Origin of the sequence: Candidatus Neptunochlamydia sp. REUL1 (assembly GCF_963457595.1) — a bacterium.
Taxonomy (GTDB): Bacteria; Chlamydiota; Chlamydiia; order Chlamydiales; family Simkaniaceae; genus Neptunichlamydia.
Genome location: NZ_OY735137.1, coordinates 1,342,527 through 1,366,725, shown reverse-complemented (window position 1 = coordinate 1,366,725; position 24,199 = coordinate 1,342,527). Strand labels below are relative to the sequence as shown.

Here is a 24,199-nt window from a genome sequence, read left to right as displayed (position 1 = left end):
TTATGAAACGACTAATAGCACTACTACTGATTACAATTGGGGGATTTACTGAAAACGCCCAGCGCTATACTGAAGTCCAAGATCAATCTCACTTGCAGATATTGACACCGTCCCTCTCAGAGCGTAAAACAGCAAAAATTCGTCTTGAGAATGGCTTAGAAGCCTACCTCATTTCTGACCCAAAAGCGGATCAATCAGCAGCCGCTCTCTCAATGGAAGCGGGATCCTGGAATGATGATCCAAACTATGCTGGAATTGCCCACTTTCTAGAACATCTCTTATTTTTAGGATCAAAAGCCTACCCAGATGAAAACGCTTATGAAAAGCAAGTTTTAGACAATGGGGGGATTTTCAATGCATATACCTCCACAGACCGAACTGTCTACATTTTTTCAGTAAATAATGATGCTTATTCAACCACTCTCGATATGTTTAGCCACATGTTCATTGACCCTCTATTTACCGCTTCAGGAATTGGAAGAGAGCTCCACGCTGTCGATCAAGAACACGACAAAAATATTGAAAGTGACGGAAACCGCGGATGGATGGTTTTTAAAGAAACAGGAAACCCTGCGCACCCAAATGCCCTTTTTAGTACAGGAAATGCCGAGACGCTTGGAGGAATACCCAGAGAAGAGGTTGTCCGCTGGCACCAGAAAAACTACAGTGCTGATCGTGCCCACCTTACCCTTTATTCGACACTGCCAATTGAAGAGCTCAAAGCCCTAGCCACGCGCCAATTTTCACCTGTCCCCAAAACAAGCTCCCAGCTTCAATTGCCCCAAGAGAATCTGTTTTCAGAAAAGCAAGAAGGCCACATTGTTGCGATTAAGCCTATCAAAGACATGCGCAACCTCTCTATTGAGTGGGAACTCCCTAAGGAATTTGTTCAAAATTTTGATAATCGCTCTGATGATCTTCTAGGATATATCATTGGAGGTCGACACGAAAACAGCCTGTATTCTCAGCTTAAGAGAGAAGAACTTGTCGAAAGCACGTCTTCTAATATGTTCCGCTTGAGCAAAGAGTCAGGCATTTTCTACATCAGTTTTGATCTTACTCCTCTGGGAGCGACACAATTTGAAACAGTCATTGAGAGGTGCTTCCAAACCCTCAACTCTTTGAAATCAAGTGGAATCCCTCCGTATATTTTCCACGAACTTAAAAATATGTCTAAAATCGATTATGAGTATCAGTCTCGAAGTGCTCCTTTTTCATTCGTCACAAACCACGCGCATAAAATGATTGATGAACCTCTGGAAACCTACCCATTAAAAACAATCATGCCCACAACTTATAATGCTAGTGAAACCCAAGAATTTCTCGAGCTTCTATCTCCAGGATCTGCCGTCTATTTCCTTGTTGCTTCCCCTGAACTTACCGGCATTGATCCAGACAAATTCGAAAAGTGGTCCAGAGTTGAGTACGCAGTCCGAAAAATCCCAGACCCGTCTATAGCAGTATGGGGCGGTATTTCCGCTCATCCACGCATCGAGCTTCCTAAGCAAAATACGTATATTCCAAGCGATCTTAAATTAGTCACACGCCCAGGAGATGGTGAAGTTATCGCAACTCCGCATCCCAAAAAACTTGTATCAAATGATTTGGGAGAGCTCTATTTTTGGGAAGATACGCAATACCAAGTCCCTGAAGTTTCTTGGGTCTTTAATATTAGCTCTCCTTATATAGACGGAACACCTCGTCAAATGGTGCTTATAGATTTATTTCGTTACACATTAGATGAAAAACTCGCTTCCACACTAACCTATGCAAATGCAGCGTCTTTAAGTTTTGCTACCGGTCCTCAAGATCTTAAACTCATCATGATGGTAAGCGGCTATAGCGAGAAAGCTCCTCTTCTACTAGAAGAGGCCCTAAAACAAGCAAAGAAATGTCGCATGACAAAAGAGGAGTTTGATCTCTATACCACGTCTCTTAAAAGCTCTTACTCCAACCAGGGTAAAGCAATGCCTGTCTTCCAAGCGAATGAAATTTCAATGAACCTTCTCTTTAATACTGCTCCTAAACACACTGATAAGCTCATAGTCCTTGAAACATTGCGCTATGAAGATTATCTTTCGTTTGCCGATAAGCTGTTTCAGCAGGCCTATATCGAAGCCGTCCTGATTGGGAACATGACAGAAAAAGATGCGCAAAATGTTTGGGAAACCGTGACGGAAAAACTCTCCTATACGCCCTACCCTAAGAAAGATCATGAGAGAAGGCAAATGTTGACCCTTTCTTCTTTCCAGGGGCCTTACAAAATCCATGAGCAAACCGAAAGCCTTGGCAATGCCGCCATTCTTGTGATCCAAGAAGGAGCAATGACATTCCCCAAAAAAGCTTCCCACCTTGTCCTAGGAATTGGAATACAGGAAGACTTTTTCGATACCCTCAGAACGAAACAACAAACCGCCTATTTTGCAAGAGCAGTAAGCCAAGAAGAAGAAGAGCAACTCTTAAATACCTTCATGGTTCAATCCACTTCTCACCAGCCAGATGAGCTGATTGCCCGTTTTGAACTCTTTCTTGAAACCTACATCAAAGATTTTGAAGCAACCCTCTCTGAAGGACGCTTTGAAGTCCTCCGAGAAAATATGATTACCCTTCTTGAAACTCCCCCAACAAGCCTTGCTCAAATGGCACTTGATCTGAACAAAATCGCCTTTACCTTCAAGGGAGACTTTGACAGACGGGAAAAACTGATCGCCTCCCTTAGAAACCTAACCTATGAAGATTTCAAAGCAGATACAATCTCTTTCCTCTCAAGAAAAAATTCACGCCGCATTGCCATCATGCTTGAAGGCAAGCAGCCAGAGGGAAAAGCCTTCCGCTACGAAGGCGTTACCGCAGAAGTCCTCAAAACCGAAGGAACTTACATCTCCCTTCCCTAGCTAAAAAGGGAGAAATGTATTTCTCACTTTTTTCTTTGCATTAAATACTACATGCGTAGTAAGTTTCCTTGAAAAGGAAATCGACCATTTATTGTTCAAAAGTCTGACCTTCGACTGCTACATGAAAACACCTACTCAACGTGCCCAATAATCGTACAAGTCCTCGCAAACCTCCTTTTCAAAAAGGCAGCCATCCAAGCTTCAATGCCGTAGAGCAATCTAGGACGAAGTCCCTTCGTGAGTGAAAGCTTCCTTAACAAAGTCCTGTGGCCAGAATTCCAAAAGCACTCAAGGTCTTTGAACGAAATTGTCACAAGTATCACCGAATCTCTGGTCTGTCTTGACGCTTACCCATTGTCCAACGTACTATAGCTAAAATATTTCGTTTTAGTTATAATTTTTTGAATGACATATTCGCTAGATTTTAGAAAAAAAGTTCTATCGATCCGAAGCAAAGAAAAATTAAGCTTTGCCCAAGTAGCAAGACGCTTTGGAGTAAGTGTAAATAGTGTGTTTCTCTGGTCTAAGAGGTTAGAGCCGAGGCGCACTAAAATCAGACCTGCAATAAAGATTGATAGAGAGATCTTGATGGAGGATATCAAGAAATACCCTGATGCCTTCAACTATGAACGAGCACATCGTCTCAACGTAAGCACTTCAGGCATTCGGTGTGCCATGAAGAGGTTAAGAATTAGCTATAAAAAAAACTCTCAACCATCCCAAGGCCTGCGAAACAAAAAGACAAATCTTTCAAGGAAAAATCGCAGAATATAAACGTTTGGGAAAGCCAATTGTATATATTGATAAAAGCGGGTTTGCCCATGATATGCCCCGCACCCACGGTTACTCCAAAATAGGACAGCGATGTTTTGGCACTCATGATTGGGGAGCAAAAGGAAGAACAAATGCAATAGGGGCATTACTTGGAACAAGCCTCCTTACACTTGCGTTATTCGAGTGCAATATTAATACAGATGCCTTTTCCATTTGGGCAGAGGAGGACTTGCTACCGAAACTTCCCTCTGAAAGTATTCTGGTTATGGATAATGCTTCATTCCATAAAAGCAAATCTATGCAAGAGAAGATCCACGCTGCAGGCCATACCTTGGAATATCTTCCTCCCTATTCCCCTGATCTAAACCCTATTGAACACAAGTGGGCACAGGCAAAGTCTAAGCGAAGAAAATATCAATGTGGAATAGACGAACTTTTCAAGGAGCACTGCCTATAACTAATTTAAGTCACTTTAGCTATATCTCATGTTTGCAAGTCTAAGAACGCTGTGTCAGCAGTTGGCTCCAGAATTTCAAGAATAATCTGATCTCCTTGAACTTTAAAGTGGCACACTTAAGGGTCAAAACCAGGTGCTCACTGCAGCAAATTGGAGGCTCCAAGAGCTGCTAGCTAAAGGATCTTTAGGAAAAACTCCAGTGATTGAATGGGCCAATCTTACACATCAAGAAACAAAAAATAGGATAGCTGAATTCTTGGAGGAACTGATGGAAACAAGAGATCCCAACTGTTGGAGCACTTGAGAAGATATTATCCAAAAGCATGTTGTCTCACCTCAAGCAAAATCCCTGCTCCTTAAGGGCGTCTCAGCTTTGAAAGAAAATCGACCCTTTATTGTTGAAAAGTCTGACCTTCCACTACTGCACGAAAACGCCTACTCAACACAACCTATAATCATGCAAGTGCTCGCAAACATCCTGTTTAAAAAGTCAACAAGGCAAGCTTCAATAGGAAAAGCTGAATCCCCCTATGATCCGTACAAGGATAAGGAAGCTTATATTCGCCACCACTACCAAGAGGGCCAACTCCGGGAGCTTCTACTACAAGGCATTCAAGCATTAAGAAACAAAACTCCTAAGCAATTATTCTCAAAATACGAGTTGCTTCTCAAAGAACACAAGATGCATTGCCACATCTCGATTAGCCCCCTGATCCAGGAGATTCTAGATAATCAGAGTGCTTAGAGCACCACCGCTGAAGTCCTTAAAGCTAGAGGAGATTGAGACATTAAGTTAATGAAATTTAGCAACTTAAGTTAAATAATAAATTATAATTCATTTATTCCACCAGAGTATTATAATACTCTCAAAGGTGGAAAAATGATTGGAATTGAGGCATCAAGTGCTATCAGCACTACACGAAATTTGCAGGAACGTTCGACCCTGTTTCGATTACCTCCAGACGTCGTCTTAAGAGTCTTTGAGATCTCGTTATTTGGGTTTGCTTGCCTTAGAGAATCAATCGATACTTATCTAGCCCTCACATTGAGCTGCAGAAGGAGTTTTGATTTACTAGAAGCTGAATCACCTCAACATCAAAGCGCCCGCACCAGATTTTTGACTTTAATTTCACATATTCTGCAGACAGATGGGGTATCGAAAGTTGCGATCCAGTCAGTATCAAACGCTGAGCTCCTCGCTCCTTTTCTCTTCCATCAAACACAAAGGCACCTTAACAACCTATTTTACCGTCAATATGTTGGCAAAAGAAATCCAGAAATCTATCAGCCTCTCATTGAGTGGGTGCAAGAGCTCCACGAACAAGAGCAAAAAGCGATTTCATATCTTGAAGTCAGCCTAATTTTTGGAAACAAAAAAAAGGTTCTTCGAATGATTGAATCTCTTCCTCATGTGGCTTCCCTAAACATTGATGATATACAGGCAGGTGCTAAAAGTAATGAATGGCAGCTTGACGATGAAACCCTTGAAACGATTGCAAAATCCTGTAAAAACTTGAGAAGAGTTTCATTAGAATCTAAATGGTTTAGTCAAAAAGGATTTAATCAAATGTTGAAGATACATAGACAATCACTAGTTTCTCTTGATTTATCTGGATGTCCTCAACTAGATCTAACATTTTTTCAAGGTCCCTCAGCGCGTATTGACACCTTGACTCATTTGAGACTGCCTTCTCATGCAGATCAATCCTGCGTTGAACGGGCACTCTCACAATTTCCCGGCGTACACTCTCTTGATTTGCGCTTTAATAAGAACTTAACCACCGGTAATATTGAGCACCTTATTACCCGCAATCCCCAACTCACCCATCTTAAACTTAAGCACTCAAAATTAGGAGAAAAGGGGGTCGAGTTTCTTAGGATCACCTTTCCTACTCTAAATTTTGAGAATTAGATCGTGTCGTCAAAACTATCTAGCTTCGTAGTGGAATCAACGTTACATGAGGCGTCGTGTAATACATTGTTGCGGCGAGTTCTGTAACTGCACGATAAAAGGCTTCTTTATCTCCTCTAAAATCAAATGAACCAACCCCCGCATCAATAAATCGATAGATGCCACGTTGATTATCGATTTGCATCATTAACGAGTGCCCAAGATCTGTGGACCCTGGAGGAGGGTCGAGATTCAATAGAGCCAACCCATGGCTAGCATCAAGAAACCCTTCTAGAGTTTCCAGCTTTTGTTGGATTGTCGCAGTTTCGCTATGTTTTGTTTTAAATCTAACCGGATCTTTAGGTTGACGGAGTCCGACACTTTCAAAGGATTGTTGATCATATCGATCGCTTTTCATTTGCTTGTTAAGTTGAATTGTCTGATCTGTGCTTCTTAGATCAAGTTCTTCAAAACCAATATCTGGACGCCCTGCAATCACACCTGCCTGCTGCATACTTAGAGACTGGCAAATATAGTGTCTTTTTTCACTACCATAGCTGGTCCTTTCAACAGCCCCCATATCCTGTGTTTGCTCGTACTGTGTAACATTGTACTGTTTGTTTCGACCCATCCATGCAAAATAGGGCTGCCGCACTTCAGCACCCGAAATCACCTTCGCTTCTAAACGATCTTTCTGAGCTTGAAATTTGCTAGAAATGCTATCACGACTTGTTAAAATACCTCGACAGCCTGTCTTTAAAAAGCTTTGACATGCTTCAAGATGCTCTTCCCTATCACCAGCTAAGGCTGCAACATTCCATCCATAGAAGGCATAGAAATCTGAGACCCCTTCGCCATGAACCTCATCGTTCAACCGACTAATCTCCCCAAAAATGCGCTTAGGAGCATCGAGTAATTGCTGCAACTCATCAAGCAAGTCCAGCCCTCTAGAAACTATTTGTTTCTCTGTCTTGGGGAGGTCAAAACTATTAAGTATCAATAATTGCTCTCGAAATTTCAGTAACCCATCGATGTCTCCCCCTTGGAGGGTTGCATCGAATCTTTGAAGAACTTCGGCAGTTTTTGCCTCAACAATCTCTTCCTGAATTGCTTTTAAGAGATCACCTTTGATCCCTTTCTCTCCACTATAATGCTTCGGTCTCATTCCTTTTTCAATCAGTAAAGAATGAACGTATTCGCTACCATAAACCGTTTCAAGTGGATCAAGCCAATCTTGGAGTTTCTCAACGTTTGCTTTTCTCTTTTGAATTGACTGACATTTTGACTCTATTTCTGAAACCTCTGCGTCTGAAAGAAATGCTTCTCCGGAGTCGAGTGCAAAACGGTCTATTGCAAGCTCTTTTAGCGCAGCTTTAACCAGGGAGTGGCTAAATCGGCCGTTTAAATCCCCAAGAATCGATTGATTGTAATCAGCATTGATTTGTGTCTTAATATCAACAACATATGACGAAAGTTGAACAGAACCCTCTTTGACACCCTGAAAAATCCCTTTAGAGCGAAGAAAAGCTCTTATTTGCTTTGATCCATATTGTTCACTTTTAAGCTGTTGAAATACCTCTAGATTTTTATTTTTAAATCTTCCTTCTGCAGGCTTTTCGTCTACACTAGAAGGAGGAGAATCAGCTAAAGCTCGAGTAACGACTAAAGGTGTTTTACTATCTTTCCTAGGGGGGGTTGACTTAACTTCTTTATCTTCTGAACATTGCGCATCTATTTGCCTAATACGATCTCTTACACTAATAGCCATTATTACCCCCAATAAACCCTTTATTATAAATTAATATTAACATATTAATTGTAATTTTTCATTAACATTTACAATGTTAAAAAATAAAAACATAAATATTTTATTATAAGTTACTTATGATATATCGGTAAGTTCTTTATTCTGTTTACTCACCTTTATCAAAATCCGGGGGTCTCTCTAATAAATAACCTGCTTTTTTCTTTGCATTAAATACTACATGCGTAGTAGATTTGGTACATGTGTGCAAAACGATCATTTGGTGAACTTGAGACAACGATACTTCGTCTTTTTTCGAAGAGCGACGAAGGTCTTACTGTTTCCGACGTAATGAAAAGACTAGGGGGCACCAATGCCTACACCACAATCATGACAGTGATGACGCGCCTCTTTGAGAAAGGGGTGCTTAAAAGAACCAAGCAAGGAAGGAGTTATCTCTACTCTAAGAAAAAGTCCCCTCTCCTAAAAAGGCTAAAGTCCCGTTTCCTTGGGGCCAGCCCCTCTGAGGTTTTTAGTACTTTTCTGGAGGAGGAAGTCGAGCCCCAAGAAATCGAAAAGATCGAAAAGATGATTCGGGAGCATAAGAAAAAATGGAATGTGTAGCGCGGTATATCTTTAACTCTCTTTCTGGCTCCATTTTGACCTTTTACATGTCGCTCCTTCTCCTCATATTCATCCGTCCTCTTATTCGGAATTATAGAACCCTCTATTATCTGTACCTGCTTCCTTTTCTGAAGGTGTTTTATGATCTTTTCTTTATGGACCATTCCCATTGGGCTTTTCTCCATGGAAAAAATGTCCTCAATGCAAAAGAGCCTCTCTACATTAAGATTGAGCCTTCTTTTCTATTTAGTCAGGATAAACAAGAATGGAAGTCCTTTGAATCCTACTTTACAGGAATGCTTGGGGTTTCGGTGGGTAGTGAAGCCCTCCCTTCTGGTGAGATCTTCCTAGACCTTAACAAACGTTGATCTAAAAATAGAGTGCAGGGGGTCTACCCTGCACTCCCTTTAAATTTATAGCACTATAACATAAGCCTGAGCCTTTAAACCACTTCAAACCCCATAGGTGAAAGATATAGCTAAAGTGACTTAAATTAGTTATAGGCAGTGCTCCTTGAAAAGTTCGTCTATTCCACATTGATATTTTCTTCGCTTAGACTTTGCCTGTGCCCACTTGTGTTCAATAGGGTTTAGATCAGGAGAATAGGGAGGAAGATATTCCAAGGTATGGCCTGCAGCCTGGATCTTCTCTTGCATAGATTTGCTTTTATGGAATGAAGCATTATCCATAACCAGAATACTTTCAGAGGGAAGTTTCGGTAGCAAGTCCTCCTCTGCCCAAATGGAAAAGGCATCTGTATTAATATTGCACTCGAATAACGCAAGTGTAAGGAGGCTTGTTCCAAGTAATGCCCCTATTGCATTTGTTCTTCCTTTTGCTCCCCAATCATGAGTGCCAAAACATCGCTGTCCTATTTTGGAGTAACCGTGGGTGCGGGGCATATCATGGGCAAACCCGCTTTCATCAATATATACAATTGGCTTTCCCAAACGTTTATATTCTGCGATTTTCCCTTGAAAGATTTGTCTTTTTGTTTCGCAGGCCTTGGGATGGTTGAGCGTTTTTTTTATAGCTAATTCTTAACCTCTTCATGGCACACCGAATGCCTGAAGTGCTTACGTTGAGACGATGTGCTCGTTCATAGTTGAAGGCATCAGGGTATTTCTTGATATCCTCCATCAAGATCTCTCTATCAATCTTTATTGCAGGTCTGATTTTAGTGCGCCTCGGCTCTAACCTCTTAGACCAGAGAAACACACTATTTACACTTACTCCAAAGCGTTTTGCTACTTGGGCAAAGCTTAATTTTTCTTTGCTTCGGATTGATAGAACTTTTTTTCTAAAATCTAGCGAATATGTCATTCAAAAAATTATAACTAAAACGAAATATTTTAGCTATAATAGCTCGAAAACTTTTGATCTTCAAAAATAAAGCCTTGCTGTGCATCGCTTTTGCGATACTCTTTTGCTCTTTCAATGGAAACGCCATAAAAATCAGCGATCTCTTGATCCGAAAGTGTGACCTTGGGGCTTTCTTTAAATAATTCTTGCAAGTGAAATGGTTCTTCCTTCATCGATCCTACCTTTTTAAAAAAAGGTACATCCTTAAAAGGAACACAGGGCTAGATTTTTTTTGCTTCGATGGACTAGAATGGTACTCGAGGCTAAGGTTCCTGCGGTAAAAAGGATGTACCTTAGTTTCACGCCCTGGGAGGTTGCCGCCTCTCAGGGCACTTTTGTCAAAGTACCCCCCGATCGTATAGGAATTCTTCTATTTTCTCCAAGTAAAAAAATCCCCTTCAGAAAGGTCTTAGAAGGCCTTTTTCAATGATCCAAAATAATTTTACCAATTCATGAATAAAGATGACCGTATTCACCAAGCTGCTTGATGAGCTTGGCAACAAAACCGGTCCACCCCATCTGATGATTGGCGCCGAGCCCTTGGCCAGAGCACCCATGAAAATATTCATGGAAGAGGACATAGTCATGGAAATGAGGATCGGATTGAAATTTGGGGCGGTCTCCGAATACAGGGCGGTTCCCCTCGGAATCATTTTCAAAAATACTCACTAGACGCTTTGAAAGCTCAGCAGCAACGTCCCAGAGGTTCATAAAGTTGCCAGAGCCAGTGGGGCACTCAACTTTGAGATCGTCGCCGTAGTAATAGTGGTATTTTTGGAGAGACTCGATGAGAAGCACATTCAGGGGAAACCAAATGGGACCGCGCCAATTGGAGTTCCCTCCAAAAAGGCGGCTCTTTGATTCACCAGGTTCGTAATCGACTGAAAACTCTTCTCCATTGAGTTTAAGTTTGAAGGGATTTTCATCGTGGCATTTGGAGATGGACCGGATTCCGTAAGGACTAAGGAACTTCTCTTCATCAAGCATGAAGCCAAGCATGCGTGTGAGTTTCTCTCTGTCCACGATGGAAAGAATTCTTCGACCCTCAACACCAGGGGTCCGCATACAGGCTACTTTTTCACATAGATCAAGACGATGATCTAAAAACCAATCCATTTTCTTTTTAAAGACGGTAAGTTTCTCAAGAACCTCAGGTTCGATGATGGTCACTGCAAGAAGGGGCATGAGCCCGACAAGAGAGCGCACTTTTAGGGGAATTTCTTTTCCGTCTGCCGTTTTTAAAACATCATAATAAAAGCCATCTTCCTCATCCCATAGAGGGTGAGAACGGGTCCCTGAATAGTTAATTGCATCGGCAATCAGAAGATAGTGGTTATAAAACTTGTTAGCCATATTCTCATAGGCAACATCTTCTATCGCAAGCTCAAAGGCAATAGAAAGCATATTGAGACAAAACATTCCCATCCAACTTGTGGCATCGGATTGATAGAGAGTCGCGCCATCCGGCAATTCAGCGCTTCGGTTAAAAACGCTAATGTTATCGAGGCCGAGAAAACCTCCTTGGAAAATGTTTTTTCCAGAATCATCTTTTCGATTGACCCACCACGTAAAGTTCAGAAGGAGCTTTTGGAACACTTTTTCTAAAAAAAGACGGTCTTCAACTCCATTTCTTTTTTTATCGATTTGATACACTCTGAGGGCTCCCCAAGCATGCACGGGGGGGTTCACATCGTAAAAATTCCACTCATAGGCTGGAAGCATCCCATTGGGGTGCATATACCATTCTTGAGTCAGAAGATGCATGTGGTGTTTGGCATATTCCGCATCTAAAACAGCAAGTGGAAGGGCATGAAAAGCCGTATCCCAAGAGAAGAACATGTTAAATTCCCATTTATCAGGAGTGGAGACAATATCATCGGAATAGAGATGGAGCCATTCTCCATTGCGAACGGTATTGGGATCTCTTGAGGGAAGAGGAGGGTTAAAGTTGGGGTCTCCAGCCGTCCACTCAGGAATAACTAGGTTGTAATACATTTTATTCCAAAGCATTCCAGCATAAGCTTGCCTGGCGATCATTCGGTGTTCATCAGTCAGTGATGTCGGAATGATTTCTCCATAGAATTCTTCAGCCTCTCGCATTCTCAGCTTCAGGAGTTTCTTATTTTCAGAAGCGATATTCTTCATTTCTTCTTCGGTGGTGAGGCGAAGGTGAATCTCTCGGGATTCTGAAGGGGGAATTTTAACAATGTAGTGAAAAGCTCCTTTTGTTCCCTCTCTTTCCGGATTGACGGATTGCGTTTTTTGATGAACAAGATATTCGTTGATTCCGTCCTTGCTATATTTTTCCTTTCCCTTTGTTTCGTTTTCTGTGAAAAGCAATTCTTCTGCTTCTTCTCCATAAAGAATGTAATTGCCAACACTTGGGTGATGTGCCTCAATTGCATTGTTGCCTGCTCGAGCTTTTAAATGAGGTTTCGATGCCCCTTCTTTGAACCAGTCATTCCGGGCCCAAAGGGTAGGGAGCAGGTGGAGAGTCTTCTTTTCATTCCCTCGATTATGAACAGTAATCCGAATCGCAATATCATCAGGCCCCTTTTTGGCATACTCAACAAAAACGTCATAATACCTATTGTGGTCAAAAATCCCGGTGTCAATAAGCTCATACTCGCCCTCATCTTGAGAACGGTTTGCATTCGCCTTGCGGATAGCCTGGTAGGGGTATTCTGATTGCGTGTATTTGTAGAGATATTTCATATAGGAATGGGTAGGAGTATTATCAAGGTAATAATAATACTCTTTCACATCTTCCCCGTGATTTCCCTCAGGGTTTGAAAGCCCGAAGATTCTTTCTTTAATAAAGGGGTCTTGCTCATTCCAAAAGCTAAGAGCAAAGCAGAGACGCGCATGTGTATCAGAAATGCCCGCTATCCCATCTTCTCCCCAGCGATAGGCCCTCTCCATTGCCATCTCGTAGGGAAAATAGTCCCATGTTGAACCATCTTCGCTATAATCTTCTCGAACGGTTCCCCATTGCCTTTCTGCTAGGTAAGGACCGAAATGTTTCCAGTGCTTAGTTTTCTTTTTGTCTTCTAAAAGACGTTTTTTTTCCGGATTCATATCGCCTTTAAATTGTCTAATTTCTATATAGGAAATGAAGGTAAATTGTTTCAATGAATAAAATTTTTGATATTATTATAATTGGCGCAGGCGCAGGTGGGCTTGTTGTCGCTATTGGGGCAGCCAAGGCGGGAAAGAAAGTTCTCTTAGTCGAAAGGAATAACTATGGCGGCGATTGCACAAACTTTGGATGTATCCCAAGTAAATCTCTGATTGCTTCAGCTCATACCGCCCACGTTCTTAAACATACTGATATGCTGGGGATTGAAACCTCTCCTTTTTCCTTTGATGGAACAAGAGCACTTGACCGGGTTCGCAATATTGTTCATGAAATCCGCTCACATGAAGATCCTTCGGCCTTGAAAAAGCTTGGAGTGGAAACGTTGAATGGCACAGCTTCATTTATCGATAAAAGGACCCTTTCCATCGATGGAAAAAAGGTTCAGGGACAGCAAATTGTTATTGCAACAGGTTCCTATCCAATTGTTCCCTCTATTAAAGGGCTCAAGGAAACTCCCTTTTTGACCAATGAAACAGTTTTTGATTTAGAAAAAATCCCCAAACGGATGATTTTTATCGGTGGGGGGCCCATTTGCAGTGAGCTTTCCCAAGCGTTTTCTCGATTAGGTGCTAAAGTCACCATGATTGAAAGTCGCCCCTCGCTTCTGGCTCGAGAAGAAAAAGAAATTCAAAAAATCATCATGGAAGCATTTCAAAAAGAAGGAATTATCCTTTTTACAGGAGAGCGAACAGAGAGCGTCAGCTACGACAAACATTTTACCGTTGAAGTAAGGGGGAAAACAGTGCACTCCATAGAGGGAGATGCTCTGTTCGTTGGAGTGGGAAGGCGTCCCCGTCTAAAAGAGCTCATGCTCGATGCAGCGCATGTCAAACACACTGAAGATGGCATTCCTACGGACTCTTATGGGAGAACAAATATTAAAAACATCTGGGCTATTGGAGATGTGACAGGCCCCCCATTTTTCACTCATTATGCTGAGAATCAAGCACGCACTGTTTTGACGAACCTCCTGCTCCCCTTTATCATGAAAAAGAGCCGTCAACCGATTCCTCGTTGCACATATACAGATCCTGAAGTCGCAAGTATCGGGCTCAAAGAGGAAGAATGTCATCCTAAAAGAGGCTGTTTAGAACCAAAGAGATTCAGAAGTTTCAGAATGTAAAACTTTTGAGTTCGAAAAAACAGGTGCTTTTTGATAGGTTTTGTAGTTTGTAAGTGTTTAGAAATGGAAAATTCAGTCCATTTGGACACACCTCTCCCTAGGAGAGACACAAATTTGGGGGATCTAGAACCGCGAGCCTCTTCAGATTGTAACAAATAGCTTGCATAAAACTTGAAAACTGATTTTTCGCGATTCCTCGGTACCGCACTCGTTTCTCTATTTGCGAAAAGACCCGCTCATGAGGGGCCCTCACGGAACTGTACCACCGATCCTGATCTTTATTTTTGCCCTTCATGTTATTCTTTTTGATAGCGCCTAGATGTACCCCCTTTGCCTTAGCTATTCTGGGGGCGGGATTTATACAATAGCCCTTGTCCATATAGCTAGCCCCCTGAGAGGGACAGACGTGTTTGAAACCTGAGGCATCTGTGATATTAGCCGGAGTAATCGCAACCTTATTGATAAGACCTGTCTGCATGTCTACACTGGTATGCTGCTTATAACCATACCAGTATTTATTCTTCCCTTTACAACCAATCTTTGCTTGAACGTCTGCAGAAAATTGTGAGATGTTTTCGTTGTTCAGTTTCTCGTATTTTTCTGCAATCGCCTTATCTCTTTCCTCCCATAAATTCGCTTTAGCAATTAAATGGGTTGCATCTACAAAGGTAAAAACTTCACTCATAAGTCCTTGATCTTTTAGCTGATCTCTTAGATCAGCAAAGATCTTGGACAAGATATTGGTCCCTATTTTTTTTCTAAGCTGACAAAAGACTGTGTGATCTGGGGTATTGTCTCTCAGGTTAAACCCACAAAACCATCGAGCTGCAGTGTTTTCTTGGATAAAGCGTTCTAATTCTCTATCGCTGCAGTTCTCCAGAAACTGCAGCAATAAACACTTGAATATCCGCAGCAAGCCATACCCTTTATGGGGATTGTCCTTCTCCAGTTTTCTGAGTCTTTTCTCCACAAAACTAAATGACCAAATCTTGGCAAATTTACGGTAATTGTGGCTTTCTGGAACCAAGTCTTCTAAGCAAATCATCTCAACTTGTTGCATGGGAATCCTCCATCTAAAAAGAGAAAGAGCTTAAACTATTCTAGAAAATTATGCCAGTTCTCAACAGTCCCTAAAAAGATCGCTGTTTATCGCGTTCCTTTCTCAGAAGTGGATCGAAGTATCACAATGGGACGCACGGAAGGATGCGTCAAAATTATCACAAAGAAGTGGAGCAGTAAGATTTTAGGAGCCACAATTGTAGGCCCCCGAGCTGGAGAAATGCTGATGGAAATTTCAACTGCAATGCATGCAAAACTCCCCTTAAGAAAGCTTGGCACTCTCATGCACCCCTACCCAATTGAAAGTTTAGCAATCCGAAAAGCTGCAGACAAATGGCTAACTGAAACGATTTTGGGAATATTCCGTCGATGAAGAAATGGCTTCCCCTCGCAGTCATCATCCTTCTAATGATTGTTGCCTACTTTTTGGGGCTGCCAAAATATCTTACGTTCGAATCCATTAAGATGCATCGAGAAGACCTTCTTACACACATTGAGAACCACCCAATTCTAATGCCAGCACTCTTTATTCTCCTCTATATTGTCGCTGTTAGTCTTTTCCTTCCAGGGGGAATAATCCTTACTTTGCTTGGAGGATTCTCCTTTAAGATCCCCTAGGGAGCAATCTATGTCGTTATCGGAGCAACAATTGGAGCCACCATTATTTTTCTTGCAGCCCGGACAGCTCTAGGGGATCTATTAAGAGGCTGTTTAGAACCAAAGAGATTCAGAAGTTTCAGGATGTAAAACTTTTGAGTTCGAAAAAACAGGTGCTTTTTGATAGGTTTTGTAGTTTGTAAGTGTTTAGAATACGTCTACACGCAGGCTGGAAGTGGCCTTGGTGCAATCTTTGAAGAAGGAAAGTCATTTTCATTCGACTCTATTTTTAACACTCAAATGAATTTTGCCCTTGTCTTGCTTGCTCTGAGCCTATGCTGTATTTAATAAATATTTTAATCAGAAACTTCAACCAAAAATCTATAAGGGCAAACTGTAAAAACCTTCTCCAATATTTCACCCTCCTTTCGCATCTCTTTGAGATTCTTCTATATCTTGTCTTCAGCCAGGAGATTGTACGCTCTACTTTTCACCTAAATTTCTCAAGGTAACATATCCCCTTCCGTGCCTTTTATCCTTTTCGGTATGGTATCAGCGGAATCACTTTATTCTTCAACACTGTCAATCTATCTGGCTCAACACCTCCAATAAGCTCAGCGACCTCAATAAGCTTGACTAAAACCTCCTCTAAAAACCCCTCTGATTCCATTTTTCCAAGACAGCTATGAGCTGTTGAGCGATGAGCAAAATTCTTTCCTTTGGGCAGAGCCCACCAGGGAGCTCCTGTGCTTAAGACCCAGAAAATTGAGTTGATAACAGGTCTCCATGGATGAAGTTTTCTTCCTCGACAATTTCTGCTCGTCCATTCTTCCATTAGAGGCTCTAACAACTTAAAATATTTTTCACTTAACCCTTGGAACACCTTTTCCTCTGCTTTTCTTATTTTCAAAGGGTTGAGTATACTAAAATTTTTTATTTAATACACGGTAGGTTCCTGTTTTCTTTAATTCCTATTCTTGTTAAAAAAGTAAGATATGATCGATAGTGACTACCGCACTCCATACCAGCGTTTGATCATTGAACCACTGCTCAAAAAAGCATTTTTGAAGGGGGTGTCCCCTTTAATGGTGACCCTTATAGGAGTCGTTTCTGGTATCTTAATTCCCTTCTTTCTGTATCTTCACCAGTCGATTGGCGCTTTAATCTTGCTAGGGATCAGCGGGTTTTGCGACACGCTTGATGGATCTCTAGCCCGCTATAAGAATCTGTCCTCTCCAGCTGGAGCCGTCTTAGATATTGTAGCGGACCGCCTCGTCGAATGGGCTATTCTATTAGGGCTATTCCTTTATGCCCCTGAAAGCCGAGGGTTCATGACGATTTGGATGCTCGGCTCTATTTTGCTCTGTATCACTACATTTCTGGTTGTAGGCATTTTTCAGGAAAACTCCTCAGAAAAGAGCTTCCATTATAGCCCTGGATTGATTGAGAGAACAGAGGCCTTTATCTTCTTTAGTTTAATGATCTTATTTCAAACTTTTTTTACATTTTTGGCTCTTCTTTTTGGAGCCCTAACTCTTTTAACTGCAATCATCCGAATCAAACAGTTTATTAAAAAATAATATTAAATATTTTATTATTAATATTTAACACTTAAAATGTTATAATATTAATCTATAATAAGAGGTTAATATGACAGTAAACTTTGCAGAATCTTCTGAAGGAACATCGCAACTGATAGAGGGCCAAGAACCTGCCCTTCTCTGCCGCTACACGAGTCTTTCAAAAGCCATGACTCAAAAGGCTCGCGGATGAGAGACAGCACACTCCCTGCTTGATTACTAGCTTTGCTCCCAAGGACAACTCTGTGTAGGAAGTAAGCGCCGAAACACCCGACGGCAAAATTCATCATCTTCCTGGTCAAGAGGTAAACCGCTAAAAACTTGACCGCTGTCTCTTTAAGAGTTCTTGAGCCTCTAAGCAAGCACCCACAGTTATCAGAAACAAAAATCCACCGCAGACGATTTGAAGACCTAATTGAAGGAGTCGACTATCGAGTGCTAGAATAATACAGCAAAATTGTGGATTACGATCGCTATGCACAAAGTCATAAAATCTATGGGCCCACTGTTGAAGCCTGGAGACAAACCGGTATCTCTTTCAACCTAGCTGATGTTTCAAGAGATGTCGTCAGGGTATGGAGAGGACAAAAAGGCTCCCATAGGCATATCCATAAATCCCTTTCATTCCACAAACTCGTGATTGAAACCGGAGAGCAAGGGGAAAACAACTACGGATTTATTCCTGTAGAGCACAGGAGAAACTTAGAAAGGATCATTTATGTCCCTATTGATTATTCAGAACTAAATGAAAAAAAAAGAGAGGTCAGAAGATGTCAGAACTAGTCACACACAAACTTGGGAGCTCGAATATTGGCCCCAACTTAGAGAAACCTATAGCAAACTCAGAGAATGGAGCATCGGGGTATTTCAACATCCCTATCGTTTGGTTAGGCTTTGAGCCTACTACAAACCCCCATGCCATTAGAGTCGCCTGAGGGAAAGAATGTTCCTACTTTAGAAGACACAGAATTTACGCTTGTTGATTGAACTCCATTAGATGAGGTCACCTACTCTGTGGAAGAACCATTTACAAGGGAGAGTAAAGGACTGCAAGAAGCTCTATCTTTTGCCCCATTCTTTGCAGATGACGCAAATATCACTAAGGAAAATGTTTCCCTATTCATCAACCAATAGAACGAGGAAAATCCCGACCTTAAAGGCAGTCCCGATGAAAGCGATTCACTCAATTAAAAAATCCACTGTTAGGCTTGGAGAGCAATCCTTTATCAAAGGTGTGGGCCTCTACGCATTTTATAGTGAAAAAGCAATGAATCTAGCACAGCAAATTTTTGGTCATATCCCAAAAGAGGATAACTAAGACCAAAAAATGATCAACTGGTACGTTAGCCTTAACAGCTAGGCAGCGCAGCTAATCTTCCATGTTATGGAAGACAGCATCGACATCATCTAGCTCCTCAAGAAACTCGATGAGTGCCTCGTTGGCAGCGCGCTTATCGTCATCACAGGGAACTGTGGTTTTTGGAATCATCTCAAGGCTTGTCTCTCCAACCGCAATTCCTGCGTTTTCAAGCTTGTCTTTCACCTCATATAACAGGTCTGGAGGAGTCACTACAATAAAGGTGTCTTCTGCAACATCAAAATCATCAGCACCTGCATCCGTTGATTGCATGAAAAGAGACTCTTCGTCCCCCTGATCTTTTCCAATCTGAATCACCCCTTTCCGATCAAAGTTAAAGGCAACAGATCCAGGTGAACCAATACTCCCCCCTTTTTTGTTCGTTGCAATCCTCATATCAGAAGCTGTGCGGTTCTTATTATCTGTCATGGCATCCACGATGATTCCAACCCCTCCATGTCCATAGAGCTCGTATGTCAGTTCGGTAAAGTCTGCTTGATCTGCGCTTGACGCTTTTTTAATATTGCGATCAATGACGTCAGAAGGAACATTCGCCGCCTTTGCTTTTTGCAATGCAAGACGCAGTTTTGTATTTGCTTTAGGATCCGGCCCTCCCTGCTTTACCGCGCTAATAATCTCTTTTGCACACCGAGAAAAGATCTTCCCCTTCTTTGCATCGGCTCGCCCTTTTTTATGCTTAATATTTGCCCACTTACTATGTCCAGCCATGAACCTATCTCTCTATTGAATTTCCATTTGCATTAAAATTTTGTCGTAGTAATTTCCCTCAGCATCTTTTAGATAGCGAGCATGGCGCCCATACTCCTTAAAACCAAGTCTTTTGTAAAGACGGACCGCCGGATTTTTGTCATAAACCTCTAAGTGAAGAATCTCAAGGTCTCGTTTAAGCCCAAGCTTTATGATTTCTTTCAAAAGAAGTGTCCCGATCCCCATTCCTCTGTGCTTTTCATCAAGAATGACTACAAACAGTGATTGATGAGCCATCTTTTCCACCTCATGTAGATAAAGATTTGCAGCACCAACCGGTTTTTTCTTATAGAGTGCTGTGATAGACAACCCCTTATCGATATAGTGGATCCAGAGGCGAACGGCATCCTCTACCTCTCTTCGGTCCATCATTGGAAACCCAACAAGAACCCCCGGTTGAAGAAGCCACTCTATAAAAAGAGGAAGGTCTTTTTTATCAGTTGGCCTAAACGTCACATCCGGTTTACTTCCCATCCTTGCCCTCCAGAAGGTTAACTTGCATGACATGGCGCGCTAAGTAGGTTCCATCTTTTTTCTTAATATACTTCTCTTGTTTTGCCACCTCAACATACCCCAACTTTTCCAAAATCGGAAGAGCAGGACACCCTTCCCAAACTTCGGCATTGATCCACTCAAAACGGAAATAGCTTTTGCCAAGGTGCGTGATATTCTTTACAATTGAAGTTCCTACTCCTTGCCCCTTCATTTGAGGGTTCACAATAAAGTAGAGGAGGCAGTGATGTATCACCTTCCGATATGGCATGAGAAAAAGTGTGGCAATGCCTGCCACCTCCTCCTTGTAAGTTGCCGTTAAACTTGCTCCATACTTGTAAAAACCCACCCAATTCCTACTCATATTTTCAACATCTTTGTCTGAAGAGACAGGATACCAAAGGCGATTTTCCTCCATTTCCAACCACTTTTGAAGGTAAGGATGATCCTTTGGAGTCGTATACCTTACATCATATTCACTTTCATCTGGGATACCCACTAACCAAATTCCTTTAAGTATGCATTTACAAATCCATCCAAAGATCCATCCATGACCTCTTGAATATTCCCCTCTTCATACTTGGTGCGTGTATCTTTGACAAGTGTGTAGGGTTGAAAAACATAATTGCGAATCTGAGAGCCCCAAGCAATGTCCTTCTTTTCCCCTCCCATTTTTGAAATGGCTTCTTCCCGCTCCAAAATCTCTTTTTCATATAGCTTTGAACGAAGCATTTTAAAACAGGTCTCTTTATTCTGTAACTGGCTCCGCTCTCCTTGGCACGAGACAACAATCCCTGTTGCTAGATGAGTGATCCGCACCGCAGAATCGGTTGTGTTGACATGCTGCCCGCCAGCACCAGATGAGCGGAACGTATCAATCCGAATCTCATCCGGCTTGATTTCAATTTGTATGTCATCGGTAACTTCCGGAATGATATCTACAGAAACAAAACTTGTATGACGTCTGGCGTTGCTATCGAATGGAGAAATACGGACAAGGCGATGCACCCCCTTCTCTGCTTTGCAATATCCGTAGGCAAAGGGGCCTGTGACATGGAGTGTTGCATTCTTGACCCCCGCAACTTCTCCGTCGAGTTTTTCAACGAGCTCTACTTTCCACTTTCGTTTAGCTGCCCATTTCTGATACATCCGAAGAAGCATCTGCGCCCAATCGCAAGACTCGGTACCCCCAGCGCCTGCGTTGACACTCAAATAACAGTTCTTATTATCGAGCTCACCTGAAAGCATTTTTTTTACTTCGAGATCTTCAATCCCCTGCTGCACCTCATCAAGCTCTTTCAAAAGATCACTATAGAGCTCAGGATCTTCTTCCTCTTCCATCTCTTCAAGAAGCTCTTTTGAAGCTTCAAATCTTGTTTTAATACTATTGTAGGGAATCGTCCACTCTTTAAGCGTATTACACTGAGAAATAACGATTTGTGCCGCATCATTATCCGACCAAAAATCTCCCTCTCCCATCTTTTTTTCTAAAATAACAACTTCTTTTTCCTTCGCCTCTAAGTCAAAGATACCTCCACATATGAAGAAGCCTGTTATTAATATCTTTTAATTTTGTACGGATCTCATCATTCATTTTAAACCTCAAAAAATAATCCCTCATTGTACATAAAAGACTCTTTACACAAAAGGATTTTCCCTTATACTTTCTCTCATCAAAAATAGTGGAAGAGTCACCTCTTCCTACAAGAAAATTTTACCGAGGAATCACTATGTTAGACATGCTAGGAAAAGTCGGCCAAGAACTTCATGAAATCTACAAAACTGGAAGCGCATTGGTTGCTCAAGGGTGTAACCACCTGCTAGACACTCCTGTCGGGAAGAAAGTATCAGAAGTCACAAGCCCTGTCTTTATTTGGGTTAAAGACCATACTCCTGAATCCGTAAAAAACAAATCATTCGTTTATGGAGCCGGAGCTGTCGTAGCTATTCGCATTCCGCTGCGCTGGTTGTCAAATACTCCGAACAACCACCTAGAACAAGCAGCAAAACACTACGATCATAATAATACTGAAAAAGCTCATAGAATTCGAAGTGAAAAAGTTTAAGTCATCTGACTTAACGAGCCTTTAACCGGAAAGGTTTCCTTTCCGGTTTTTTTTATCTCTATGGAATAGTCTAGAGCAACAGAATACGTCCAAAAAGGGCCCGTATCATTCCCCAAGTCATCCAAAGATTCAGTGATAAAAATCACACGACCATTTTCTTCTTTAGCCGTCATTTGCATTCCATGTGGAACTTCTAAGGATAGGTCCCCGGAAATCGTCAAATCCTTAGCCACAAATCTTGAATGCCCATGAAGCGTGATGGTAAGACTTGAGCGCCGCTTCACATCGTGGCGCCAAAAAAGATGGTCCTCTTCCCAATCAATTCCCTCATTCACAACATGGACATTTTCCAAAACACATTGCCCTGTCTTCTCTGAGTATTGGAGCAACCCTTCTTCCTTGTGTCCCATGACATCTGTCGCATGAATCAAAAGACTTCCCTCGAGATTAAGATCCTTGAGGTATAGATCTGCAATTTCGAGCTGAAGCTCTGAGCCTCCTGTAATCGTTCCTCCCTGCACCTTCTGCCCAATGATAGAATAGAGAGGACCAAGCGCGGGATGATAACTAAATAGAAACGAGGGCCCCTTTTTGGCAAACGTCAATTCATCTGGAAATGAGGGAAGCGACATTTTGCAATGGGTTTCAAGCAGCTCTTTAGCATTAAGCATGTAGTCGTAGTAACATCCCTCTGGAGTTTCGAGCATAGCTCCCTTAGCAGACGATTTTCTTTTAGTGGTTGAAATCGTTTTCCGCCGCTTATTGAACGTCAGGTAGGTAGGCAAGTCTTCCTCCTTGGAGACCGACAATCCATCAGCAATATTTTGCATCGTTGTTTCTAAACGGGCAATGTCTTCCTTCTGATCAGGGCTATGATAGTGATGCCCTTTTCGAAAATTTACAAGAAGTCCTGGATTAGGGAGCTTCTTGGAAACTTTTTCGATCTCTTCCAGATCGGCAAAAAGGATATTGGTATTCGAAGGGAAGCGGGAATATTTCCCTCCTTCTTCAAAAGGTTCGTCTTCAATTCCACACTTTTCAAAGTCGCAATATTCGACGTTTGTCAGAACTTCCTTGCCATTTTTCTCTTTTACAACATTCATTCCTTCTTGAGCGTTCACAAGGCGAGGACACGAAGCAAAACCAAAGGCTTTATCTCCCTGGTAGCCAAAACCTAAAAAGGCAAGGAGGCCATAATCGATTGCAGCCATAGGATTATTGATCTGCCTCACAAGGGCTTTTTGACTCCCCTTCTCATAAAGCCATGTAAATACTCCCGACTGTCTAAGCAATTTCCAAAGCATCCCATGCCCTCCTGGCTTTAGAAGAAGCTTAAGAGGTTTTTGCAAACACCAGTTTCCTTCACGTGTAAAAGTGGGAACAGAGGGTTGCAAAAAGAAACAAAAAGATTCTTGAGGGCGCCCAAACCACCGGTTTTGAGCACAAATTTCTTTGATATGATCGTGATTCCGATTCACATGCGAAGTCATCATTCCTATCGGAGTTATGACTTGACCCCCAAAAAGCTTATAGTGGAGGTATTCACGCGCTTGCAGATCGTTGATCACCCCCTCTAGAAGGGGTTTTCCTAGGAAAACTAAGCGAGCCGCAGGGAGTCCTTCCTCAGTTTTTTCATCCTTAAGTTGCAATCGGTCAGCCGCTCCACCAACCGGATAAAGCTCCGCCATCTTCCCCTGGCTTTCAATCCCTTTGATAATGGCCTCTCTTATTGCTAGAGTTTCCAATCTCAAGTCAATTCCAACAGGAGGACGGAGATCAACACCCACGCCACTCTCTTCCTTCCCAAGCAATGTTAAAATGAGGTGGTGGTATCCAATAATCCCACCCATATCTTGGTAAAAGTTCTCCAGAACTAAAAGGTCTTCCAAAAGAGGTCGAAGACGTTTCCCCTCTTCAATATCCTCCCACTCAAAAAGGCGGGGGCCTTGTCCAATTGCAAAAGTCGCTTTAATCGCATATTCACACTCGGGTGTTACCCCAGAAAGGAATGTTTTTAATGGAGAAGGAAAAGAAAAATAAGCATCCACTTCAGGAAGAGAGTTGAGGATCTCTAACTTTTCATAGAACCCCTCCGTTCGCCCTAGCATGGCAAGAAGAGATTGGAGACGCTCGCGCTGCCTCTCTAAGTGCGTTTCCAGCTGCTTCACATTCATACTCCTAACTTGCCATCTCATCTGGAAAATGGCAAGATTTTCTCTTGTCGAGCTTTTTTTTTTGACTATAAATCCCTAGGAAGGCTACAAATTGATGT

Annotated in this window: 28 protein-coding genes; 16 read left to right on the top strand and 12 right to left on the bottom strand. The window is 42.0% G+C overall.

Features of this window, described 5'->3' with window-relative positions:
• Positions 1-2 precede the first annotated feature (2 nt).
• The 5 genes from R2I63_RS07315 (at position 3) to R2I63_RS07295 (ending at position 6,037) form a co-directional block, all read left to right on the top strand.
• Positions 3-2,894 carry an insulinase family protein gene (locus R2I63_RS07315; protein WP_316356279.1) on the top strand — a complete coding sequence of 964 codons (2,892 nt, stop codon included), beginning with the start codon at positions 3-5 and terminating at the stop codon, positions 2,892-2,894.
• Positions 2,895-3,299: 405 nt separating this feature from the next.
• Positions 3,300-3,668 carry an IS630 transposase-related protein gene (locus R2I63_RS07310; protein ID WP_316356278.1) on the top strand — a complete coding sequence of 123 codons (369 nt, stop codon included), beginning with the start codon at positions 3,300-3,302 and terminating at the stop codon, positions 3,666-3,668.
• Complete coding sequence (locus R2I63_RS07305; RefSeq protein ID WP_316359786.1) at positions 3,592-4,125, top strand: IS630 family transposase; 534 nt, start codon at positions 3,592-3,594, stop codon at positions 4,123-4,125. Before R2I63_RS07310 ends, R2I63_RS07305 begins: the two co-directional genes overlap by 77 nt.
• A gap of 373 nt (positions 4,126-4,498) precedes the next feature.
• Positions 4,499-4,870, top strand: coding sequence for a hypothetical protein (locus R2I63_RS07300; RefSeq protein WP_316356277.1), 372 nt, complete (start codon positions 4,499-4,501; stop codon positions 4,868-4,870).
• Positions 4,871-5,005: 135 nt separating this feature from the next.
• Positions 5,006-6,037, top strand: a complete 1,032-nt coding sequence (locus R2I63_RS07295; RefSeq protein ID WP_316356275.1) for a hypothetical protein — start codon at positions 5,006-5,008, stop codon at positions 6,035-6,037.
• Positions 6,038-6,056: 19 nt separating this feature from the next.
• Here R2I63_RS07295 and R2I63_RS07290 read toward each other — a convergent pair whose 3' ends face one another.
• Positions 6,057-7,784 carry a hypothetical protein gene (locus R2I63_RS07290; RefSeq protein ID WP_316356273.1) on the bottom strand — a complete coding sequence of 576 codons (1,728 nt, stop codon included), beginning with the start codon at positions 7,782-7,784 and terminating at the stop codon, positions 6,057-6,059.
• 237 nt (positions 7,785-8,021) lie between these two features.
• Between R2I63_RS07290 and R2I63_RS07285 the strand changes: the two genes are divergently transcribed.
• The gene (locus R2I63_RS07285; RefSeq protein WP_316356271.1) at positions 8,022-8,384 is read left to right on the top strand and encodes a BlaI/MecI/CopY family transcriptional regulator; all 363 of its coding nucleotides are present in this window, start codon (positions 8,022-8,024) and stop codon (positions 8,382-8,384) included.
• On the top strand, positions 8,372-8,752 hold the full coding sequence (locus R2I63_RS07280; protein ID WP_316356269.1) for a hypothetical protein: 381 nt from the start codon (positions 8,372-8,374) through the stop codon (positions 8,750-8,752). Before R2I63_RS07285 ends, R2I63_RS07280 begins: the two co-directional genes overlap by 13 nt.
• A gap of 129 nt (positions 8,753-8,881) precedes the next feature.
• On the opposite strand, the gene R2I63_RS07275 is transcribed toward R2I63_RS07280, so the two are convergent.
• The 4 genes from R2I63_RS07275 to R2I63_RS07260 form a co-directional block, all read right to left on the bottom strand.
• A complete protein-coding gene (locus R2I63_RS07275) occupies positions 8,882-9,352 on the bottom strand; it encodes an IS630 family transposase (RefSeq protein WP_316359728.1) in 471 nt (156 codons plus the stop codon).
• A complete protein-coding gene (locus R2I63_RS07270) occupies positions 9,339-9,707 on the bottom strand; it encodes an IS630 transposase-related protein (protein WP_316356267.1) in 369 nt (122 codons plus the stop codon). The genes R2I63_RS07275 and R2I63_RS07270 overlap by 14 nt, the downstream gene beginning before the upstream one ends.
• A gap of 29 nt (positions 9,708-9,736) precedes the next feature.
• Positions 9,737-9,919, bottom strand: a complete 183-nt coding sequence (locus R2I63_RS07265) for a hypothetical protein (protein WP_316356265.1) — start codon at positions 9,917-9,919, stop codon at positions 9,737-9,739.
• Between the two features lie 277 nt (positions 9,920-10,196).
• Positions 10,197-12,824 carry an MGH1-like glycoside hydrolase domain-containing protein gene (locus tag R2I63_RS07260; RefSeq protein WP_316356263.1) on the bottom strand — a complete coding sequence of 876 codons (2,628 nt, stop codon included), beginning with the start codon at positions 12,822-12,824 and terminating at the stop codon, positions 10,197-10,199.
• 53 nt (positions 12,825-12,877) lie between these two features.
• Here R2I63_RS07260 and R2I63_RS07255 point away from each other — a divergent pair, with 53 nt between their 5' ends.
• Positions 12,878-14,008, top strand: a complete 1,131-nt coding sequence (locus R2I63_RS07255; protein WP_316356260.1) for a dihydrolipoyl dehydrogenase family protein — start codon at positions 12,878-12,880, stop codon at positions 14,006-14,008.
• A gap of 97 nt (positions 14,009-14,105) precedes the next feature.
• Here the strand turns inward: R2I63_RS07255 and R2I63_RS07250 are convergent, their stop codons facing one another.
• Positions 14,106-15,068: an IS5 family transposase gene (locus R2I63_RS07250; protein WP_316356258.1), complete on the bottom strand. Its 963-nt coding sequence runs from the start codon at positions 15,066-15,068 to the stop codon at positions 14,106-14,108.
• On the opposite strand from R2I63_RS07250, the gene R2I63_RS07245 reads away from it, so the two are divergent.
• Positions 15,060-15,440, top strand: coding sequence for a hypothetical protein (locus tag R2I63_RS07245; RefSeq protein WP_316356256.1), 381 nt, complete (start codon positions 15,060-15,062; stop codon positions 15,438-15,440). The genes R2I63_RS07250 and R2I63_RS07245 overlap by 9 nt on opposite strands.
• Positions 15,437-15,685, top strand: a complete 249-nt coding sequence (locus tag R2I63_RS07240) for a hypothetical protein (protein ID WP_316356254.1) — start codon at positions 15,437-15,439, stop codon at positions 15,683-15,685. Before R2I63_RS07245 ends, R2I63_RS07240 begins: the two co-directional genes overlap by 4 nt.
• 511 nt (positions 15,686-16,196) lie before the next feature.
• On the opposite strand, the gene R2I63_RS07235 is transcribed toward R2I63_RS07240, so the two are convergent.
• A complete protein-coding gene (locus R2I63_RS07235; RefSeq protein WP_316356252.1) occupies positions 16,197-16,574 on the bottom strand; it encodes a transposase in 378 nt (125 codons plus the stop codon).
• An 85-nt stretch (positions 16,575-16,659) separates the two neighbouring features.
• On the opposite strand from R2I63_RS07235, the gene R2I63_RS07230 reads away from it, so the two are divergent.
• From R2I63_RS07230 to R2I63_RS07210, 5 genes are all read left to right on the top strand, one after another.
• A complete protein-coding gene (locus R2I63_RS07230) occupies positions 16,660-17,244 on the top strand; it encodes a CDP-alcohol phosphatidyltransferase family protein (RefSeq protein ID WP_316356251.1) in 585 nt (194 codons plus the stop codon).
• Positions 17,245-17,314: 70 nt separating this feature from the next.
• Positions 17,315-17,437, top strand: a complete 123-nt coding sequence (locus tag R2I63_RS07225) for a hypothetical protein (RefSeq protein ID WP_316356249.1) — start codon at positions 17,315-17,317, stop codon at positions 17,435-17,437.
• 266 nt (positions 17,438-17,703) lie between these two features.
• Positions 17,704-18,027, top strand: a complete 324-nt coding sequence (locus R2I63_RS07220; protein WP_316356247.1) for a hypothetical protein — start codon at positions 17,704-17,706, stop codon at positions 18,025-18,027.
• On the top strand, positions 18,015-18,179 hold the full coding sequence (locus tag R2I63_RS07215; RefSeq protein ID WP_316356246.1) for a hypothetical protein: 165 nt from the start codon (positions 18,015-18,017) through the stop codon (positions 18,177-18,179). Before R2I63_RS07220 ends, R2I63_RS07215 begins: the two co-directional genes overlap by 13 nt.
• 233 nt (positions 18,180-18,412) lie before the next feature.
• Complete coding sequence (locus R2I63_RS07210) at positions 18,413-18,562, top strand: hypothetical protein (protein ID WP_316356244.1); 150 nt, start codon at positions 18,413-18,415, stop codon at positions 18,560-18,562.
• A 51-nt stretch (positions 18,563-18,613) separates the two neighbouring features.
• Here the strand turns inward: R2I63_RS07210 and R2I63_RS07205 are convergent, their stop codons facing one another.
• Genes R2I63_RS07205 through prfB form a run of 4 tightly spaced genes read right to left on the bottom strand, consistent with a single transcriptional unit; the run spans position 18,614 to position 21,424 of the window.
• The gene (locus R2I63_RS07205) at positions 18,614-19,330 is read right to left on the bottom strand and encodes a YebC/PmpR family DNA-binding transcriptional regulator (RefSeq protein WP_316356242.1); all 717 of its coding nucleotides are present in this window, start codon (positions 19,328-19,330) and stop codon (positions 18,614-18,616) included.
• A gap of 12 nt (positions 19,331-19,342) precedes the next feature.
• A complete protein-coding gene (locus tag R2I63_RS07200; protein ID WP_316356240.1) occupies positions 19,343-19,843 on the bottom strand; it encodes a GNAT family N-acetyltransferase in 501 nt (166 codons plus the stop codon).
• Positions 19,833-20,360 carry a GNAT family N-acetyltransferase gene (locus R2I63_RS07195; protein WP_316356237.1) on the bottom strand — a complete coding sequence of 176 codons (528 nt, stop codon included), beginning with the start codon at positions 20,358-20,360 and terminating at the stop codon, positions 19,833-19,835. Before R2I63_RS07195 ends, R2I63_RS07200 begins: the two co-directional genes overlap by 11 nt.
• Positions 20,360-21,424, bottom strand: a complete 1,065-nt coding sequence (gene prfB / locus R2I63_RS07190) for a peptide chain release factor 2 (RefSeq protein WP_445083686.1) — start codon at positions 21,422-21,424, stop codon at positions 20,360-20,362. The genes R2I63_RS07195 and prfB overlap by 1 nt, the downstream gene beginning before the upstream one ends.
• Positions 21,425-21,591: 167 nt before the next feature.
• On the opposite strand from prfB, the gene R2I63_RS07185 reads away from it, so the two are divergent.
• A complete protein-coding gene (locus R2I63_RS07185; RefSeq protein ID WP_316356233.1) occupies positions 21,592-21,927 on the top strand; it encodes a hypothetical protein in 336 nt (111 codons plus the stop codon).
• Here the strand turns inward: R2I63_RS07185 and R2I63_RS07180 are convergent.
• The gene (locus tag R2I63_RS07180) at positions 21,924-24,095 is read right to left on the bottom strand and encodes a UTP--glucose-1-phosphate uridylyltransferase (protein WP_316356231.1); all 2,172 of its coding nucleotides are present in this window, start codon (positions 24,093-24,095) and stop codon (positions 21,924-21,926) included. The two genes, R2I63_RS07185 and R2I63_RS07180, sit on opposite strands and share 4 nt — an antisense overlap.
• Between the last annotated feature and the right edge of the window lie 104 nt (positions 24,096-24,199).